Source organism: Streptomyces sp. NPDC004721 (assembly GCF_053601495.1).
Genome location: NZ_JBSGBZ010000037.1, coordinates 38,818 through 56,847, shown reverse-complemented (window position 1 = coordinate 56,847; position 18,030 = coordinate 38,818). Strand labels below are relative to the sequence as shown.

13 protein-coding genes and 5 tRNA genes are annotated in these 18,030 nt (G+C 70.2%); 11 read left to right on the top strand and 7 right to left on the bottom strand.

Annotation, left to right across the window (positions count from 1 at the left end):
* Window positions 1–45: 45 nt before the first annotated feature.
* Entirely contained in the window at window positions 46–801 is a 756-nt protein-coding gene (locus ACWEK3_RS28690; protein ID WP_450545234.1) for a DUF4118 domain-containing protein, read from the top strand.
* Window positions 802–908: 107 nt separating this feature from the next.
* Here ACWEK3_RS28690 and ACWEK3_RS28685 read toward each other — a convergent pair.
* Window positions 909–981, bottom strand: a tRNA-Lys gene (locus ACWEK3_RS28685).
* A gap of 283 nt (window positions 982–1,264) precedes the next feature.
* Window positions 1,265–3,439 (bottom strand): DEAD/DEAH box helicase, encoded by a 2,175-nt coding sequence (locus tag ACWEK3_RS28680; protein ID WP_450545236.1) that lies wholly within the window; start codon window positions 3,437–3,439, stop codon window positions 1,265–1,267.
* Window positions 3,440–3,681: 242 nt separating this feature from the next.
* Between ACWEK3_RS28680 and ACWEK3_RS28675 the strand changes: the two genes are divergently transcribed.
* Window positions 3,682–3,969 (top strand): hypothetical protein, encoded by a 288-nt coding sequence (locus ACWEK3_RS28675; RefSeq protein ID WP_383056673.1) that lies wholly within the window; start codon window positions 3,682–3,684, stop codon window positions 3,967–3,969.
* 294 nt (window positions 3,970–4,263) lie between these two features.
* On the opposite strand, the gene ACWEK3_RS28670 is transcribed toward ACWEK3_RS28675, so the two are convergent.
* Window positions 4,264–4,614 (bottom strand): metallopeptidase family protein, encoded by a 351-nt coding sequence (locus ACWEK3_RS28670; protein WP_225076323.1) that lies wholly within the window; start codon window positions 4,612–4,614, stop codon window positions 4,264–4,266.
* A 79-nt stretch (window positions 4,615–4,693) separates the two neighbouring features.
* On the opposite strand from ACWEK3_RS28670, the gene ACWEK3_RS28665 reads away from it, so the two are divergent.
* The 4 genes from ACWEK3_RS28665 (at window position 4,694) to ACWEK3_RS28650 (ending at window position 6,670) form a co-directional block, all read left to right on the top strand.
* Window positions 4,694–6,295: a metallophosphoesterase family protein gene (locus tag ACWEK3_RS28665; protein ID WP_453250936.1), complete on the top strand. Its 1,602-nt coding sequence runs from the start codon at window positions 4,694–4,696 to the stop codon at window positions 6,293–6,295.
* Between the two features lie 80 nt (window positions 6,296–6,375).
* Window positions 6,376–6,448, top strand: a tRNA-Glu gene (locus tag ACWEK3_RS28660).
* Between the two features lie 48 nt (window positions 6,449–6,496).
* A tRNA-Asp gene (locus ACWEK3_RS28655) sits at window positions 6,497–6,571 on the top strand.
* Between the two features lie 25 nt (window positions 6,572–6,596).
* Window positions 6,597–6,670: transfer RNA gene (locus ACWEK3_RS28650), tRNA-Phe, on the top strand.
* Window positions 6,671–6,854: 184 nt separating this feature from the next.
* On the opposite strand, the gene ACWEK3_RS28645 is transcribed toward ACWEK3_RS28650, so the two are convergent.
* Entirely contained in the window at window positions 6,855–8,012 is a 1,158-nt protein-coding gene (locus ACWEK3_RS28645; protein WP_453250935.1) for an RNA-guided endonuclease InsQ/TnpB family protein, read from the bottom strand.
* 151 nt (window positions 8,013–8,163) lie between these two features.
* Between ACWEK3_RS28645 and hrpA the strand changes: the two genes are divergently transcribed.
* The 3 genes from hrpA (at window position 8,164) to ACWEK3_RS28630 (ending at window position 12,704) form a co-directional block, all read left to right on the top strand.
* Window positions 8,164–12,141 carry an ATP-dependent RNA helicase HrpA gene (hrpA, locus tag ACWEK3_RS28640; protein ID WP_390725526.1) on the top strand — a complete coding sequence of 1,326 codons (3,978 nt, stop codon included), beginning with the start codon at window positions 8,164–8,166 and terminating at the stop codon, window positions 12,139–12,141.
* A 93-nt stretch (window positions 12,142–12,234) separates the two neighbouring features.
* A tRNA-Asp gene (locus ACWEK3_RS28635) sits at window positions 12,235–12,309 on the top strand.
* A gap of 200 nt (window positions 12,310–12,509) precedes the next feature.
* Window positions 12,510–12,704 carry a DUF6274 family protein gene (locus ACWEK3_RS28630; protein ID WP_376403768.1) on the top strand — a complete coding sequence of 65 codons (195 nt, stop codon included), beginning with the start codon at window positions 12,510–12,512 and terminating at the stop codon, window positions 12,702–12,704.
* A 474-nt stretch (window positions 12,705–13,178) separates the two neighbouring features.
* Here ACWEK3_RS28630 and bldC read toward each other — a convergent pair whose 3' ends face one another.
* Complete coding sequence (gene bldC / locus ACWEK3_RS28625; RefSeq protein WP_003949541.1) at window positions 13,179–13,385, bottom strand: developmental transcriptional regulator BldC; 207 nt, start codon at window positions 13,383–13,385, stop codon at window positions 13,179–13,181.
* A 589-nt stretch (window positions 13,386–13,974) separates the two neighbouring features.
* Window positions 13,975–14,844 (bottom strand): hypothetical protein, encoded by an 870-nt coding sequence (locus tag ACWEK3_RS28620; RefSeq protein ID WP_361419016.1) that lies wholly within the window; start codon window positions 14,842–14,844, stop codon window positions 13,975–13,977.
* Window positions 14,845–15,127: 283 nt separating this feature from the next.
* On the opposite strand from ACWEK3_RS28620, the gene ACWEK3_RS28615 reads away from it, so the two are divergent.
* Both ACWEK3_RS28615 and ACWEK3_RS28610 read left to right on the top strand, forming a co-directional pair.
* Window positions 15,128–16,240 carry a Leu/Phe/Val dehydrogenase gene (locus ACWEK3_RS28615; protein WP_450546982.1) on the top strand — a complete coding sequence of 371 codons (1,113 nt, stop codon included), beginning with the start codon at window positions 15,128–15,130 and terminating at the stop codon, window positions 16,238–16,240.
* Between the two features lie 299 nt (window positions 16,241–16,539).
* Entirely contained in the window at window positions 16,540–16,791 is a 252-nt protein-coding gene (locus ACWEK3_RS28610) for a DUF3073 domain-containing protein (protein ID WP_361419022.1), read from the top strand.
* Between the two features lie 144 nt (window positions 16,792–16,935).
* Here ACWEK3_RS28610 and purM read toward each other — a convergent pair whose 3' ends face one another.
* Window positions 16,936–18,003: a phosphoribosylformylglycinamidine cyclo-ligase gene (gene purM, locus ACWEK3_RS28605; protein WP_390725528.1), complete on the bottom strand. Its 1,068-nt coding sequence runs from the start codon at window positions 18,001–18,003 to the stop codon at window positions 16,936–16,938.
* Window positions 18,004–18,030 lie beyond the last annotated feature (27 nt).

The following is an 18,030-nucleotide window of genomic DNA, read 5'->3' as shown; positions in this document are numbered from 1 at the left end:
CCCGCGTCCTGCTACACCGGAAGAGGCAGGCAGGAGGTGCCCACGATGTCCGACCACCTCGTCAGAGGACCCATCGCGATCGTCGTCGCCCTGGTGGCACCGCTCGCGGTCAGCGCGGTGCTGCTGCCCTTCCGCGCCGGCCTCGCCAACACCGTCGTCGCCCTCGTCCTCGTCGCGGTCGTCGTCGCGACAGCGGCCCTCGGCAACCGGCCGGCCGGCGTCCTCGCCGCCGTGTCCGCGGCCGTCTGGTTCGACTTCTTCTTCACCGTGCCCTACCAGCGGCTCACGATCACGAGCACCGCCGACATCACCACCTCTGTCGTGCTGCTCGCCGTCGCCCTGACCGTCTCCCAACTGGCGGCCCGCGCCCGGCACCTGGAAGTCGTCACCATCACCGACGCCGACTACCTCGCCCAGATCCACCACGCGGCCCAACTGGCCAGGGAGGCGACCTCACCCGACACGGTGGTGGAGGCCGTGCGCGCGCAACTCGTCGGCCTGCTCCACCTGCGCGACTGCCGCTTCGAGTACGGCACCCTGCTCGGCCACGTCCCCCGCCTGGAATCCGACGGCTCCCTCACCGTCGGGCGCAGAACATGGGACGTCGACCGACTCGGCATGCCCGACCAGGACATCGAACTGCGCGTCCTCGCGGGCGGCCACTTCCACGGCCGCTTCCTCCTCCGCCCGACCCCCGGCCACACCCCGCCCCTGGAGGCCCGCCTGGTCGCCGTCACCCTGGCCGACCAGGTGGGCGCCGCCCTCCAGACCACCTGGAGAACACCGAGGCCCACAGCCTGACCCACGCCGCACCCCGCGCCGCGAAAACGCCGCAGCGCCCGGACCGGCCGAAGCCGAACCGGGCGCTGCGGAGCAGGTCGGAGGCGACTTTCCTCCTCCTGCGGCCGTAGGCCCTGTGGGACTCGAACCCACAACCAATGGATTAAAAGTCCACTGCTCTGCCAATTGAGCTAAGGGCCCAGGCGATGTTGCCTACCCGAGCATAGCGGGAGGAGGGCCCGTCGCCGATCGGATATCCGGGGTGCCCGGCCGGAAGTTCGGCGCGATCGGCGGTGACCGGGTGACCGTTGCGGCCGGAAGATCCCCTTGTAGCCCTTCCAGCCACCGGAGATCTTCGTGCGGGGGTGTCGGAGCGGTGGCCGCCGCCGAGGCCCGCGGTGGTCAGCGAGGCGCAGGTGGTCAAAAACCGAAGGGCCCGTACGACAGGAGTCGTACGGGCCCTTCAGAGTGGGTTCACCCGGCGTCAGCCGTTGCGCTTCCAGCGCGGCTTGTCGTCGCGGCGGCCGAAGGAACCGCCGCCACCGCCGCGGTGGTCGTCACGGCGGCCGTAGGGGCGCTCGTGGCCGCCGGAGCGGAAGCCGGGGCGGTCGCCCTGGCGGTCGCGGTTGAACGGACGGTCGCTGCCGCGGTGCCCGCCGCGCTCGTCGCGCCGGGCCGGGCGGTCGTCACGGCGGAAGCCGCCCCGGTCGTCGCGACGGTCGAACGAGCCACGGTCGTCACGACGGTCGAAGGAACGGGGCGCACGGTCCCGGTCGCGGTGGAAACCGCCGCGGTCGTCGCGCCGCTCGAAGGAACGGCCGCCACGGTCGCCCCGGTCACCGCGGTCGTCACGGCGGAAGCCGCCCCGGTCGTCGCGACGGTCGAACGAGCCACGGTCGTCACGACGGTCGAAGGAACGGCCACCGCGGTCGCCACGGTCGCCCCGGTCGTCACGGCGGAAGCCGCCCCGGTCACCGCGGTCCCGGTCCCGGTCACGATCCCGGTTGAAGCCACCACGGTCGTCACGACGGTCGAAGGAACGGGGCGCACGGTCCCGGTCGCGCTGGAAACCGCCGCGGTCCTCACGCCGCTCACGCCGGTCGTACGACGACGGGGCCGCCGTACGCTCCTCACGCTCCACGCGCTCGACGCCCTCTTCCCGGTCGATGCGTTCGACGTCCCGGGCCGCCGGCTGCTCCGGCACCGACACCTCGGCCACCGCCTGCTCCCCGGCCACCGCGTCCGAACCCTCGGACGTCACGGTCTCGCCGCGCTCGCGGGCGAGCCGGGCGACCAGCCGGTCGGCCTCGTCACGCAGCTCGGCCGCACGCCGCTGCGCGCGCTCCAGCTGCTTGGCGAGGTGGGTCACCTCGCGCTCGGCCAGCTGGGCCGCGGTGCCCGCGGACTCGGCCTGCACCTCGGTCATCGACCGGGCACCGGTGATCTCGGCGACCTCCGGGTCGAAGGCCGCGCCGCCCTGGATGATGTGGCGCGAGGCGTCCACGCCCGCGTCCTCCATGAGGCGGAAGATCTGACGCCGCTGGTGCGGCAGGGACAGCGACACCACCGTGCCCGTACGGCCCGCGCGGGCCGTACGACCGGCCCGGTGCAGGTAGTCCTTGTGGTCGCCGGCCGGGTCGACGTTCAGCACCAGGTCGATGCCGTCGACGTGGATACCGCGGGCGGCAACGTCCGTGGCGACCAGGACGTTGACGTAACCGTCCTTGAAGTCGGCCAGGGTGCGGGTGCGGGCGCCCTGGGTCATACCGCCGTGCAGCGCCTCGGCCTTCGCACCGGCCTCGCGCAGCTGCTCGGCCACGCGGTCGGCGCCCAGCTGGGTGCGCACGAAGATGATGGTGCGGCCCTTGCGGGAGGCGATGGCCGCGGTGACCGGCGCCTTGTCCTTGGGCTTCACGATCAGGATGTGGTGCGACATGGTCGTCACCGCGCCCTGCGCCGCGTCGACCTCGTGGCTGACCGGGTCGGTCAGGTACCGGTCGACGAGGGTCTTGATCTCGTTCTCCATCGTCGCGGAGAACAGCATCCGCTGACCGCCCGCCGGAACCTGGTCCAGCAGCTCGGTGACCTCGGGCAGGAAGCCCAGGTCGGACATCTGGTCGGCCTCGTCCAGGACCGCGATCTGCACATCCTCCAGGGAGCAGGCGCCGCGGTTGATGAGGTCGCGCAGCCGGCCCGGGGTGGCGACCAGGATGTCGACGCCCTTCTCCAGGGCGTAGATCTGGTTGCCCATGGAGGTGCCACCGCAGACGACCTTCATCCGCAGGCCGACGACGTCGCCGTAGGGCTGGAGAGCGTCGGCCACCTGCATGGCCAGCTCACGGGTCGGGGTGAGGATGACCGCACGCGGCCGCTTCCGCTCGGTGCGGCCGCCGGCCAGCGTGGCCAGGGTCGGCAGACCGAAGGAGAGGGTCTTGCCGGAGCCGGTGCGGCCCCGGCCCAGGATGTCCTTCCCGGCCAGGGCGTCCGGGATGGTCGCGGCCTGGATCGGGAAAGGCGTGGTCACGCCGTTCTGCGCGAGCTTGCGGACGACGCCCTCGGGCAGGCCGAGGTCCGCGAAGGTGATCTCCGGGGCCTCGTTGTTCTCGGGAGCGTCGTCGGCGTTCTCGGGCACGACGACGTGATCAGTGGCAATGGACATGCGAATGCGAAACCTTCCGGAGTCTCGTCGGCACGCGCCCGTCAACTCCGTGATTCGCGCCACGACCGCCTCGATGCGGTCCGCCACGGCAAAGGAGAGTACGCGCCACACGGCGCGCTCTGCGTGGGCGCCGGGCAAATGGGATCAAACGATCTACCACCATACGCACCCTGCACCCCCGAAGGCAAACCGACGACGCCGCCGCAGGTCAGCCCCTCGTCCGATGCGGGTGCCGGCCCGGCTTGTACGAGCGTTCCCGCTGCTCCAACTGCGACCCCGTGCCATCGTGCGCCGAAGGCGACGGCTCGGCCGACGGCGGATCCGAAGACGCCGGCGGAGCGGGCGGCGAGGCCGGCGGCTGCTCGGGCGTGGCGGACGTCTGCGGGGGCACCGACACCGCCTCGGTCGGCGTCGGCTCGCCCGGCTTCGGCGGCAACCCACCAGTGCCCGGCGCCGCCGACGCACCCGGCTCGTCCGACGGCGAGGCCGACACGGACGGCGACTCACCGGGCTTCCCCTTCCCCCCGTGACCACGCTTGCCGTCCCCACCACCACCCGCGCGGCCCGCGCCACCGCCGAACACCGCGTCCTCACCGCCCGGGGCCCCGCCGCCCCGCTCTCCGGCGGAGTGCGACGGCCTGACCGCGCCGCCGGCGTCCTCCCCCACGCTCACGCAGCCGGCGGCGGCGGTGACGGCGGCGACCGCGGCGGCGAGACGGACGGATACGTACAAGGGGCGCACGGGCAGCCACCTCCGGGAGAAGAAGTCACCATGCCCAACTCCGTTCAGCCGCCGGAGGACACGCGACCGCACCCGGCGACGGTCAGCCGTACCCCAGCGCGTGCAGACGTTCGTCGTCGATCCCGAAGTGGTGGGCGATCTCGTGAACCACCGTCACCTCCGTCTCCGCGACCACGTCCTCCCGCGTCTCGCACATGCGCAGCGTCGGCCCGCGGTAGATCGTGATCCGGTCCGGCAGCACCCCCGCGTACCACTCACCGCGCTCCGTCAGCGGGGTCCCCTCGTACAGCCCGAGCAGCTCGGGATCGTCGGCGGGCGGCTCGTCCTCGACGAACACCGCGACGTTGTCCATCAGCCGCGTCAGCTCCGGCGGAATCCGGTCGAGGGCCTCGGCCACCAGTTCCTCGAACTCCTCGCGCGTCATCTCCAGCACACCGTCATTGTCCGGTACCGCCCGCGCGACCATGCCGCGCACGGGCATACCGGGTGTCGGGCATGGGCATACGCGCCCAATGCCCCGCGTCCCCGCCCCAGACCCGAACCGCCCGAACCCCCTCCGCGGCATACGGAGGGCGGTGCACGCCGTCACCCTCCGCCGCCGATCGACCCGTCCACGCCCGGACCTCTCACTGACGCACGAGCCGCGCCCCTGGGCACGCGCCGCCGGACTGGTGGCCGTCGTCCTGGTCGGCGCCTGGCTGGGACTGCTCGTCGTCGGCAACGTACGGGCCCCGGTCGGCCCCATGAACACCACGATGACCCTGCGCCCGTCCCTGACCGGCGGCACGAAGATCAACGTCTCTCCGCTGGGCTCCCTGGAACTGGACAGCCATAGCGGCCCCGTCCGCCTCGACGTGAACGTCGACCAACTCGACCCGGCCCGCTCCCAGGCCCTGGTCGACCACCCCGAACGCCTCTCCGGCCTCCAGGACGAAGTGGCGCACGACGTCGAACACGGCACCCTCGACCTGGCCCTGCGGTCCTGCGTGGCCGTCGTCTCCGGCGCCACCGCACTCGGCCTCGCGGTCTACCGCCGCCCGCGCCGCGCCCTGGCGGCCGGCGGCCTGGCCCTGACCCTGCTCGCCGCGTCCGGGGCCACGGCGTTCGCCACCTGGAATCCCAAGTCGGTACTGGAGCCGAAGTTCTCCGGACTGCTGTCCTCGGCGCCCTCCGTGGTCGGCAACGCGCGCAGCATCGTCACCGAGTTCGACGTCTACCAGAAGGAACTCGCACGCCTGGTGACGAACGTGACCAAGCTCTACGACGTCACCTCCACGCTCCCCGCCTACCAGCCGGACCCGACGACCATCCGGGTCCTGCACGTCTCCGACATCCACCTCAACCCGGCGAGCTGGAAGATCATCGCCTCGCTGGTGGAGCAGTACAAGGTGGACGTGATCGTCGACTCCGGCGACACGATGGACCACGGCACCGCGGCGGAGAACGGCTTCCTGGACCCGATCGGGGACCTGGGTGTCCCCTATGTCTGGGTGCGCGGCAACCACGACTCGAAGGTCACCCAGCGCTACCTGGAGCGCATGAAGAACGTGCACGTGCTGGACGACGGCCGCGCCGAGACCGTCGCCGGCCTGCGCTTCGCCGGCATCGGCGACCCCCAGTTCACCCCCGACCGCTCCGGCGCGGCGGGCGCCGACGCGTCCGAGGAACTGGCCGGCGCCCGTCTGGCATCGGCCCTGCGCGACCAGCGGGCCAAGGGCACCCCCGTCGACATCGCCATCGCCCACGAACCGTCCGCGGCCCGCGAGACCGACGGCACCGTGCCGCTGGTGCTGTGCGGCCACCTCCACCACCAGGGGACGGAGGTCCTCAGGTACGGCACGCGGCTGCGCATGGAGGGGTCCACGGGCGGCAGCGGGCTGCGCGCGGTCGAGGGGGAGCACCCGGCCCCGATCGAGGCCTCGATCCTCTACGTCGACCGGGACAGCCGCCGCCTCCAGGCCTGGGACGCGATCAAGCTGGGCGGCCTGGGACTGACGACGGCCGAGGTCAGCCGTCATCTGCCCGAGGAGAACAAGCCGGGCGCCACGCCCTCCCCGACCGCGCCCACCCCCTCCACGGCCTCCCCGTCCGCGCCCTCCCCCTCCGGCTCGTAAACGGTTTTGGCGATACCCCCGGCCATCCCCTATGCTTTTCACGTCCCCGACGCGCTGAGAAGCGCCCAGGCGGGCCGATAGCCCTCATCGTCTAGCGGCCTAGGACGCCGCCCTTTCAAGGCGGTAGCACGGGTTCGAATCCCGTTGGGGGCACGCAGTACGGTGTGCGACACTTACGTTCGTTGGTTCGCACACAACCATGGTCCTGTGGAGCAGTTTGGAGTGCTCGCCACCCTGTCAAGGTGGAGGCCGCGGGTTCAAATCCCGTCAGGACCGCTGAGGTTTCACGTGAAACTTCAATGGCTGGGTAGCTCAGTTGGTACGAGCGATCGCCTGAAAAGCGATAGGTCGCCGGTTCGACCCCGGCCCCAGCCACAGCGAAGGCCCCGATCCACGGATCGGGGCCTTGTTGCATGTGTCATGGATCCCGCTCGTCGCACGAGCACCCTGCCCAGTACGAGCGTCCGCGTCCGCTACCCAGAAGCACGCCCCCTGGCTGCGTCCGACACGCCCGTACGAGCGCGCGCGTCCGCTGCCCGGAAGCTGAGCGCATCCAGCCCTACGCGATCAGCGTGAGGGCAGGGACCTGTGACTCGGCCCCGCAGACCCACACCCACCAGCCGCGTTGGCCGATGACGTGGGACGCATTGAGGTCCGCGTGCTCAACGAAGCCGCAGGACCTGCACGCGAACACGGCCTGACTGGGCCGGTTGCGTTGGTCGATGTGGTGGCAGCGGGAGCACTCCTGGCTGGTGTAGCTCGGGTTCACGCAGACCACGGGGACGCCGACTCGACGTGCCTTGTACGCGATGAACGCGTGCAGCTGGCCGAAGGCCCAGGAGTTCATCGTGACGCGTTGGGGCTTCTTCAGCCGTACCCGTTCGCGGATTCCGCCCAGGTCTTCCAGGGCGATTCCGCGGCCGGTGCGTTGCGCCTCCGCCACGATGTGCTTGCTGATCTTGTGGTTGATGTCTCGCGCGCGCCGGGCTTCCTTGCCTGCGTGTCGTTTGGCGCGGCGTTTCGCGGACCGTGTGCCTTTCCGCTGGAGTCGGGCACGTAGCGTGCGGTCGTTTCGCCTGGTGCGGTTGAGGCGTCGGCCGCTGTGTCGGTGGCCGGTCGAGGTGGTGGCGATGTTGACGACGCCGAGGTCGACTCCGATGAACCCTTGGGGCTGCGGGTTCTGTGGGGTTTCGGGCACGTCGATCGTTGCTTCCAGGTACCACTGGCCGGCGCGGAGGAGCAGGTCGGATTCGCCTTGGCGGTAGTGCTCGAGCAACTGGAGTTGTTCTTGACCGCCCGTGTAGGCGAGGCGTTTCACCCGCCCTGCCGTGGTCCAGATGGAGACGGTGCGCTGGTCCAGTTGCCAGGAGAGCATGCGGTCGTCGTAGGTCTGGGCTGCGTCGTCGCGGAAGCCGATCGGCTTGCTGATGGTTCCCCGGGGACGACGTGTGCTGGTCTTCCTCCGCCAGGCCCGGAGGGCGGTGTATGCGTCCGCGACCTTCTTCACCACGTGTTGTGCGGTCTGGGCGCCGAGTCCCCAGCCGTTCTTGACGTCGGTGTATACGAGGGCTCGTAGTTCGCGGTTGCGTCGCACGCCCGTGTGGTGGGCGACGCGCGAGACGTGGTTGGCTGCTTGGTTGCAGGCCACCAGGGTCGCCTGCAACGCGGCGGCTTGCTCGGCCGACGGCAGCAGTTTGACGCGCACGACGAGTTTCACGAACAAAGACGCTAGGCGGCCACAGACGTTCGCTCCGGGAAACGCACGTGATTCATCACTCTGGGTGAACATACACACGTGGGCCACCGCCCGCGGCCCGCGGCAAAAGCGTTCGCCAGGATTTTCCTGGGGATGAGATCCTGGGTCCCGTATGTCTACGCATCCCGCCCCCGCCCTCGGCGCCCTCGCCTCCCGCCTGAACGAGTTGTCGCTGCGTGACGCGCACCGGCTCGGCCGCAGGCTCGAAGGCGCGCGCAAGATTCGCAAGCCGGAGGCGCGTGCCGCCGTTCTCGCCGAGGTCGAGGGCGAGGTCGGGAAGGCCGAGGAGCGCATGTCCGCCCGGCGTTCCCGGGTGCCGGCGATCGGCTATCCCGAGCAGCTGCCGGTCAGCCAGAAGAAGGACGAGATCGCCGACGCGATCCGCGCTCACCAGGTCGTCATCGTCGCCGGTGAGACGGGGTCCGGGAAGACTACGCAGATCCCGAAGATCTGCATGGAGCTGGGCCGGGGTGTGCGGGGCATGATCGGGCACACCCAGCCCCGCCGGATCGCCGCCCGTACCGTCGCCGAGCGTGTGGCGGAGGAGCTGGACACCCCGCTCGGTGCGGCCGTCGGCTGGAAGGTGCGGTTCACCGACCAGGTGGATCCCGACGCCACGTTCGTGAAGCTGATGACGGACGGCATCCTGCTCGCCGAGATCCAGACCGACCGCGAGCTGCGGGCCTACGACACGATCATCATCGACGAGGCCCACGAGCGGTCCCTCAACATCGACTTCCTGCTGGGCTATCTCGCGCAGCTGCTGCCGCGGCGGCCGGACCTCAAGGTCGTCATCACCTCGGCCACCATCGATCCCGAGCGCTTCTCCCGGCACTTCGGCGACGCCCCGATCGTCGAGGTCAGCGGGCGGACGTATCCCGTGGAGGTGCGGTACCGGCCGCTGCTGGAGGAGGACTCCGACGACGCCGACCGGGACCAGATCACCGCGATCACGGACGCGGTGGAGGAGCTCATGGCCGAGGGGTCCGGGGACATCCTCGTCTTCCTCTCGGGGGAGCGGGAGATCCGTGACACGGCCGACGCGCTCAACAAGAAGAACTACCGGTTCACCGAGGTGCTGCCGCTGTACGCCCGGCTGTCGCACGCCGAGCAGCACCGGGTATTCCAGCCGCACACCGGCCGCAGGATCGTCCTGGCGACCAACGTCGCCGAGACCTCCCTGACCGTCCCGGGCATCAAGTACGTCATCGACCCCGGCTTCGCCCGGATCTCGCGGTACAGCCACCGCACCAAGGTGCAGCGGCTGCCGATCGAGCCGGTCTCGCAGGCCAGCGCCAACCAGCGCAAGGGCCGCTGCGGGCGTACGTCCGACGGCATCTGCATCCGGCTCTACGGCGAGGACGACTTCCTCACCCGTCCGGAGTTCACGGACGCGGAGATCCTGCGCACCAACCTCGCCTCCGTCATCCTCCAGATGACCGCGGCCGGCCTCGGCGACATCGAGAAGTTCCCGTTCATCGACCCGCCGGACCACCGCAACATCCGTGACGGCGTGCAGCTGCTCCAGGAGCTTGGCGCGCTGGACCCGGCGCAGAAGGACCCGCGCAAACGGCTCACGGAGACCGGCCGCAAGCTCGCTCAGCTGCCGGTCGACCCGCGTCTGGCCCGTATGGTGCTGGAGGCCGACCGCAACGGCTGCGTCCGCGAGGTCATGGTGATCGCCGCCGCGCTGTCCATCCAGGACCCGCGCGAGCGTCCCGCCGAGAAGCAGGCCCAGGCCGATCAGCAGCACGCCCGTTTCCGGGACGAGACCAGCGACTTCCTCGCCTACCTCAACCTGTGGCGCTACATCCGCGAGCAGCAGAAGGAGCGGGGCTCCTCGTCGTTCCGGCGCATGTGTAAGCAGGAGTTCCTGAACTTCCTGCGTATTCGCGAATGGCAGGACATCTACAGCCAGTTGCGCACGGTCGCCAAGCAGATGGGCATCCATCTGGACGACCAGGACGCGCCCGCCGACCGGATCCACGTCTCGCTGCTGGCCGGTCTGCTCTCGCACGTCGGCATGAAGGACGTGAAGGAGTCCAAGGACTCCGGGCCCGGCGCGCGCAAGGACGGCGGCCGGAACGAGTACCTGGGCGCCCGCAACGCCAAGTTCGCGATCTTCCCCGGCTCGGCGCTGTTCAAGAAGCCGCCGCGCTTCGTGATGTCCGCCGAGCTCGTCGAGACCTCCCGGCTGTGGGCCCGCGTCAACGCGAGGATCGAACCGGAGTGGGTCGAGCCGCTGGCCGGGCATCTGCTGAAGCGGACCTACAGCGAACCGCACTGGGAGAAGGACCAGGCGGCGGTGATGGCGTACGAGAAGGTCACGCTGTACGGCGTTCCGATCGTCGCCCAGCGGAAGGTGAACTACGGGCGGATCGACGCGGAGCTCAGCCGGGAGCTGTTCATCCGCAACGCGCTCGTCGAGGGCGACTGGCGCACGCACCACAAGTTCTTCGCCGACAACCGCAAGCTCCTCAGCGAGGTGGAGGAGCTGGAGCACCGGGCCCGGCGCCGGGACATCGTCGTGGACGACGAGACGCTGTTCGACTTCTACGACCGGCGGGTGCCCGAACACGTCGTCTCCGGAGCGCACTTCGACTCCTGGTGGAAGCGCAAGCGGCATGAGCAGCCGGACTTCCTGGACTTCGAGCGGGAGATGCTCATCCGGGAGTCGGCGGAGGCGGTCACCAAGGCCGACTATCCGGATTCCTGGCGGCAGGGGAACCTCAAGTTCCGGGTGACGTACCAGTTCGAGCCGGGCGCGGACGCGGACGGCGTGACCGTCCACATCCCGTTGCAGGTGCTGAACCAGGTCACGGACGAGGGCTTCGACTGGCAGATCCCGGGGCTGCGCGGGGAGGTCGTCACCGAGCTGATCCGCTCCCTGCCCAAGCCCATCCGCCGCAACTACGTTCCGGCGCCGAACTACGCGAAGGCGTTCCTGGAGTCGGCGGTGCCGTTGCAGGAGCCGCTGACCATCACCATGGCGCGTGAGCTGAAGCGCATGGTCGGTGTGCCCTTCGAGGCCGAGGACTTCGACTGGTCCAGGGTCCCGGACCATCTGAAGATCACCTTCCGGATCGTCGACGAGCGGCGCCGCAAGCTGGCCGAGGACAAGGACCTCCAGGCGCTGAAGCTGCAGCTGAAGCCCAGGGCACGCAAGGCCCTGTCGCAGGCCGCCGCGGCGACCGCGGAGCGGCAGGGCGGGGAGTCCCTGGAGCGCAAGGGCCTGACCGACTGGACCATCGGCACGCTCACCCGGGTCTTCGAGACCCGCCGGGCCGGCCAGCCGGTGAAGGCCTTCCCGGCGCTCGTCGACGACGGCGACACCGTGTCCGTACGGCTCTTCGACACCGAGGCCGAGCAGGCCGAGGCGATGTGGCGGGGCACGCGGCGGCTGATCCTGCGCAACATCCCGGTCAACCCGGCGAAGTTCGCGTCCGAAAAGCTGAGCAACCAGCAGAAGCTCGCTCTCTCGGCGAACCCGCACGGTTCGATCCAGGCGCTGTTCGACGACTGTGCGACGGCGGCGGCGGACCGGCTGATCGCGGACTTCGGCGGGCCGGTCTGGGACGAGGAGTCGTACCGGAAGCTGTACGACAAGGTGCGTGCCGACATCGTGGACACGACCGTGCGGACGGTGGGCCAGGTGCAGCAGGTGCTGGCCGCCTGGCAGGCCTGTGAGCGCCGTCTGAAGGCCGTACGCAGCCCCGCGCTGCTGCCGAACCTGGCGGACCTGCGGGCTCAGCTGGACGGCTTGGTGAAGCCCGGCTTCGTCACGGCGTCCGGGGTACGGCGTCTGCCGGACCTGATGCGCTATCTGGTGGCCGCCGACCGCCGCCTTCAGCAGATGCCGACGAACGTCCAGCGGGACACCACGCGTATGGCGAAGGTCCACGAGATGCGGGACGAGTACGCGTGGCTGCTCGAGCAGATGCCGCGGGGCCGGCCGGTGCCGTCCTCGGTCCTGGACATCCGCTGGATGATCGAGGAGCTGCGGGTGAGCTACTTCGCGCACGCGCTGGGCACGGCGTATCCGGTCTCGGACAAGCGGATCGTGAAGGCGATCGACGCGGCCGCGCCGTGATGATACGTACACGCTAAGTGAGTTCGACCCCGGGCTCCTGCTCCTGTACAGTCTCTTCTCGCAGCGCAACGCACGAATGGCGCCGCGAAATCTGGTCCTGTGGAGCAGTTTGGAGTGCTCGCCACCCTGTCAAGGTGGAGGCCGCGGGTTCAAATCCCGTCAGGACCGCATTGTCAAGAGAGCCCGACCCCCCGAGGGGGTTCGGGCTCTCTTCTCGTGTGCTCGCGCACCCCGTCCGCGCGTCCCTTCCGGAGGGGCGGAGGGGCCCTGTGGCGGCCTGTGGCGCGCCGCCGTGTCTTGACGGCGTCACATTCCCTCGGTACCCAGGGAGCAGGCTCCGCTCCCCTGCGGTCCACTGGAGGTGGCGTATGGCGGCATCGGCCAGGCACGAGACGCGGGCGCTGCTCCGCGCACATCTCGCGGCAGCCTCGTCGTACCGCCATCTCACGCGCCGCTGCGCCGTCTGCCATCAGCTGCTGCGACTGGAGATGGCCGGCGCCCCGCGGGCGGCCTCAGGCGCCCCGGAGGAGCCGGTGGAGGACGACAGCCCCTCGACGGCGTGAACCGCGCCGGGGCGCACCTCGAATCCCGAACTCCCTTGCAGGCGTGGGGCGATGGAACCGGAGCCTCCACTAGCGCAGAGACACGGCCGGCAACAAGCGCCTCGGCATGTGACGGGTGTCACCGAATGGGTTTCTGAAAGTGCGGTACTTACGCCCGCCCTACACAGGGTCAATTTAATATGTGCAATTGCACTGCCCTGCGTGTTGCTCCACAGATGATCCGCCGAGCCTCCCCAGACTCCGACAAGCCTGCTCACAGAGCCACCCCGCGGGCTCCGGAAGGCACACAAAAAAGATCGCGCTGGACCCGGCGGAGTCCAGCGCGATCGACGACGCACCCTTGTTCACTTGCCTGCGGAGCTCAGACGGCTTGGGCGTGGGGCCTGTTGGGGCAGGACCCGTGTCGCTTGGAGCTGTGGTTTTGGGCGCCTCGGCCAGTGGGGGACCAGCCGGTTCGTCCGGTTATTCGGTTGTTCAGGCCTCGCTGCGCTGCTGCGGAATACCCGCGAGCAGTGCGCGGACCTCGGCCTCGCGGTATCGGCGGTGCCCGCCGAGCGTACGGATCGACGTGAGCTTGCCGGCCTTCGCCCAGCGCGTGACCGTCTTGGGGTCGACGCGGAACATGGTGGCGACCTCAGCCGGGGTCAGCAGCGGCTCGGCATCAGGGGTGCGAGCGGTCATGAGCGGCCTCCTCGGGAGAACCGAACCTTCTCGGTTCTTTCCTCTAAATTCTGCACCTTGACCCGCGTTGCCCGAAATGGCGGACGCGAGTCGAGTCGGTTATAGGACGAACGGCTTGTCCTCGGCACTACAACTACACCATCTGTCCAGCCGCGTCGGCCAAACCGATGGAATTGCCCTCCCAGGTGTTCATCAGCGACGGAAGCCGATGGACCATGCCATAGCGGACAGTCACGCCACTGTGACGATCAGTCACAGCGCGATCAGGAGTCGCCAGACCCCCCAAAGAGTGCAATGCGGAGATCCCGCCCATAGTGGAGCACAGTTGGACGGATGGAGCCCTCCCCGGACTCCTTGTCCTATTTTGGCACGAGGAGAGGCAAGCGGCGCAAGGGTCGGGAAAGTGCCGTCCGTCACCCTTGATGCAAACGCCCGGATCGGAACCTACGTCCCGTCAGCTCCCGGAAACGCCCTCGACGGTACGCCGTTCACCATCCGTTCAACCGTGATCTGCGTCACCCCGGACACGAGGTCGCGCGAGATCGGACGGGGTCGGACGGGCTCGAACGGGCTCGGGCCTGGCGCGGCGTCAGTTCGCGGAGCGCCGGTCGCGTACCGCCCGCCAGCGCTCCACGAGCCGCCCGTACGCCTCTCCCGCGGCCGCCCCGTCGCCCTGGCGCAGCGCCTCGATGCCCTCGGCCACATCGGCGGCCGAGTGGTCGCCCTCCAGCTCGCCGACCGGCAGCGCGTGCACCAGCCCGCCGTAGTCCAGCTCCACCAGCGAGCGCGGATGGAACTCCTCCAGCCAGCGTCCGACGTCCACCAGGCCGTCGATCAGCGGCCCCTCGTCGACGGCGTCCTTGAGCGCCCGCAGCCCGCGCGCCACCCGCCGCCGCGCCTGCACCATCGGCGTCCGGTAGCGCAGCACCGGCACGTCGCCACCGAAGCCGCCGGGGTCCCCGGCCTCACCGGAGCCCTTGACGTACTCCCGTTCCTCGTCGGAGACCAGCACGAACCAGTTCAGCGGCACCTGCCAGGTCGCGGTGCGGATCCAGGGGCGGGCGTCGGGGTTGTCGGCCAGCCAGCGCTCGTAGTCCTGGGTGGCCTGGCGGCGCACCACCGGCGGCAGGACCGCGTCCAGCACGGCGGCCGGGAACTCCTCGGCGAGGTCGCCCAGGGCCTGCCAGCCGCGCAGCCGGGTGCGCCAGGGGCAGACGCAGACCACCCCGTCGACGTCGAGCACGAACGCGTCCGGGCTCTCGTGCACCGGAACTGGCACCGGCGGGGTGGGCAGCAGGTCGGCCAGCGAGCGGCGCAGTTCGTCCTGGTAGGAGGGGCGGTCCGGGCGGCGGGCATAGCGCGCCCAGTGGCTGCGCTCCGGCTCCGGGAAGGCGGCCAGCGGCTCGTAGACGCGCAAGTAGGTCGCGTACGGGACGACCACGGAGGACACCTTGGGCACGCCTGCTCCCTCCCCACCGGACCGGACCCGAAACCCGCCCGGCCCGCACCCGGGTGGACGGAAAACCACTGCAAATCGTCCCACGCCCGGGTGGCGGCGTACTCCGGGGGAGGGTGATCCCCACCACCAGGGTCATGGAAGGCGGGGTCAGGGTCTAATCTCCTGCTGAGCGGCCCACCGGCCGCCGCACACCACCCCCTCCTCCCACCTCCGCCACCACAACGCGCGGGGGTCTTCGGAGGGCCAGTCCCCGCTCGCCGCTACTTCCCCGGGAGTCACCACCGTGACCGACGTGACCAACGGCGTCCTGCACACCCTGTTCCACTCGGAGCAGGGGGGTCATGAGCAAGTCGTGCTCTGTCAGGACCGCGCCAGCGGCCTCAAGGCCGTCATCGCCATCCACTCCACCGCTCTGGGCCCCGCGCTCGGCGGTACGCGCTTCTACCCGTACGCGAACGAGGAGCAGGCCGTCGCCGACGCGCTGAACCTCGCGCGCGGCATGTCGTACAAGAACGCCATGGCCGGCCTCCGTCACGGTGGCGGCAAGGCCGTGATCATCGGTGACCCGGAGCAGATCAAGACCGAGGAACTGCTGCTCGCCTACGGGCGGTTCGTCGCCTCGCTCGGCGGGCGCTACGTCACCGCCTGCGACGTCGGCACGTATGTGGCCGACATGGACGTCGTGGCGCGCGAGTGCCGCTGGACCACCGGCCGCTCGCCCGAGAACGGCGGCGCCGGCGACTCCTCGGTGCTGACCTCCTTCGGTGTCTACCAGGGCATGCGGGCCTCCGCCCAGCACCTGTGGGGCGACCCGTCGCTGCGTGACCGCAAGGTCGGCATCGCCGGCGTCGGCAAGGTCGGGCACCACCTCGTCGAGCACCTGCTCAAGGAGGGCGCCCAGGTCGTGATCACGGACGTCCGGCAGGACGCCGTGCGGCGCATCGTCGACAAGCACCCCGCGGTTCAGGTGGCGGCCGACACCGACGCGCTGATCCGCACCGAGGGGCTGGACGTCTACGCCCCCTGCGCGCTCGGCGGCGCCCTGAACGACGACACCGTGCCGGTGCTGACCGCCAAGGTGGTGTGCGGTGCGGCCAACAACCAGCTCGCCCACCCGGGTGTCGAGAAGGATCTGGCCGACCGCTCGATCCTCTACGCGCCGGACTACGTGGTGAACGCCGGCGGTGTCATCCAGGTCGCCGACGAGCTGAACGGCTTCGACTTCGACCGGTGCAAGGCGAAGGCGTCGGAGATCTTCGACACCACGCTGGCCATATTCGCACGTGCGAAGGACGACGGGATTCCGCCGGCCGCGGCGGCCGACCGGATCGCCGAGCAGCGGATGTCGGAGGCCAGGGCCGCTAAGGCCGCCGGGGACACCCGGGCCGCGGGCTGACGGCACGGCGGACGTCGCGCGTCCGCGCGGTACCTGCCGGTGGACAGTTGGAGAGAACTCTCACTTCCACCGGCGGGTCGTCTGCGGATAAGTGGTTAAAATCGCCACTGACCAGCAAGGACAGGCTTCCTCGACGGTCCTGTGCACACGCGCGTCCGGTGGGCGACGTACCGTATGGGCGTGGGCTCAGGTACCGTGGAAGCCCTACGGACCGGTCTCTCCACGGAGAGCCCGTTCCGGATCATGAACGCGTGTCAGACTCTGGGGCCGTTGAGCCCCGTCGTTGAGGGGGTCGAGCCATGGGGCGCGGCCGGGCCAAGGCCAAGCAGACGAAGGTCGCCCGCCAGCTGAAGTACAACAGCGGTGGGACGGATCTCTCACGCCTGGCCGAGGAGCTGGGCGCATCGACGTCGAATCAGTCACCGAACGGTGACCGTTTCGAGGACGATGAGCACGACGACGACCTGTACTCACGGTACGCCGAGTTGTACGAGGACGACGACGAGGACGAGGACGACAACTCCTCGCGGCAGCACCGTCGCGGCGCATAGCGCCCGCGGCGGCTCAGCCGTTTCCTGCGTGCCGTAGGCATCGCACCTCACCCGGTCCGGGGCTCACGCACCGGACCGGGTTTCGTGCGCCCGCCGACGCCCACTGGGCGCCGGCGGCCGGAGCGTGCCGGTCACGGGTGTGGTTCACGCGTGGTCCCCCACCAGGGCCGCGCCCGTGGTGTGCTCGCCGCGGTCGGTGATCTCGCCGGCCACCCAGGCGTCGAGCCCGCGGTCGGCCAGGGTGGCGAGGGCCACGTCGACCGACTCCTCGGGCACGATCGCGATCATGCCCACGCCCATGTTGAGGGTCTTCTCCAGCTCCAGCCGCTCGACGTCGCCGGTCTTGGCGACCAGGTCGAAGACGGGGGCCGGGGTCCAGGTGGAGCGGTCGACCACGGCGTGCAGGCCGTCCGGGATCACCCGGGCCAGGTTGGCGGCGAGACCGCCGCCGGTCACGTGGCTGAAGGCGTGCACCTCGGTGGTGCGGATCAGCGCCAGGCAGTCCAGCGAGTAGATCCTGGTCGGCTCCAGCAGCTCCTCGCCGAGGGTGCGGCCGAGCTCCTCGACGTGCGCCTCCAGCGGCAGCCCGGCCCGGTCCAGCAGCACGTGCCTGACCAGGGAGTACCCGTTGGAGTGAAGCCCGGAGGCCGCCATGGCGATCACCGCGTCACCCGTACGGATGCGATCGGGGCCGAGCAGCCGGTCCGCCTCCACGACGCCCGTACCGGCGCCGGCGACGTCGAAGTCGTCCTCGCCGAGCAGGCCCGGGTGTTCCGCCGTCTCGCCGCCGATCAGCGCGCAGCCGGCCAGGACGCAGCCCTCGGCGATGCCCTTGACGATGGCGGCGACCCGCTCGGGGTGGACCTTGCCGACGCAGATGTAGTCGGTCATGAACAGCGGCTCGGCGCCGCACACGACGATGTCGTCCATGACCATGGCGACCAGGTCGTGGCCGATGGTGTCGTACACGCCGAGCCGGCGGGCGATGTCGACCTTGGTGCCGACGCCGTCCGTGGCGGAGGCGAGCAGCGGGCGCTCGTAGCGCTTGAGGGCGGAGGCGTCGAAGAGGCCGGCGAAGCCGCCGAGGCCGCCGAGCACCTCGGGACGGCCGGTCTTCTTCACCCACTCCTTCATGAGCTCTACGGCGCGGTCGCCCGCCTCGATGTCGACGCCCGCGCTCGCGTAGCTGGCGCCAGTGGTCTCGGAAGACATGACCTTGGGAACCTTCGTGTCGTCTTG

Bases quoted from the DNA above. Each gene is read 5' to 3' on its own strand.
- ACWEK3_RS28630 (WP_376403768.1), top strand. From the start codon at position 12,510: ATGGCGGCATCGGCCAGGCACGAGACGCGGGCGCTGCTCCGCGCACAT.
- bldC (WP_003949541.1), bottom strand. From the start codon at position 13,385: ATGACCGCTCGCACCCCTGATGCCGAGCCGCTGCTGACCCCGGCTGAG.
- ACWEK3_RS28665 (WP_453250936.1), top strand. From the start codon at position 4,694: ATGCCCCGCGTCCCCGCCCCAGACCCGAACCGCCCGAACCCCCTCCGC.
- ACWEK3_RS28690 (WP_450545234.1), top strand. From the start codon at position 46: ATGTCCGACCACCTCGTCAGAGGACCCATCGCGATCGTCGTCGCCCTG.
- hrpA (WP_390725526.1), top strand. From the start codon at position 8,164: ATGTCTACGCATCCCGCCCCCGCCCTCGGCGCCCTCGCCTCCCGCCTG.
- ACWEK3_RS28680 (WP_450545236.1), bottom strand. From the start codon at position 3,439: ATGTCCATTGCCACTGATCACGTCGTCGTGCCCGAGAACGCCGACGAC.
- ACWEK3_RS28610 (WP_361419022.1), top strand. From the start codon at position 16,540: ATGGGGCGCGGCCGGGCCAAGGCCAAGCAGACGAAGGTCGCCCGCCAG.
- purM (WP_390725528.1), bottom strand. From the start codon at position 18,003: ATGTCTTCCGAGACCACTGGCGCCAGCTACGCGAGCGCGGGCGTCGAC.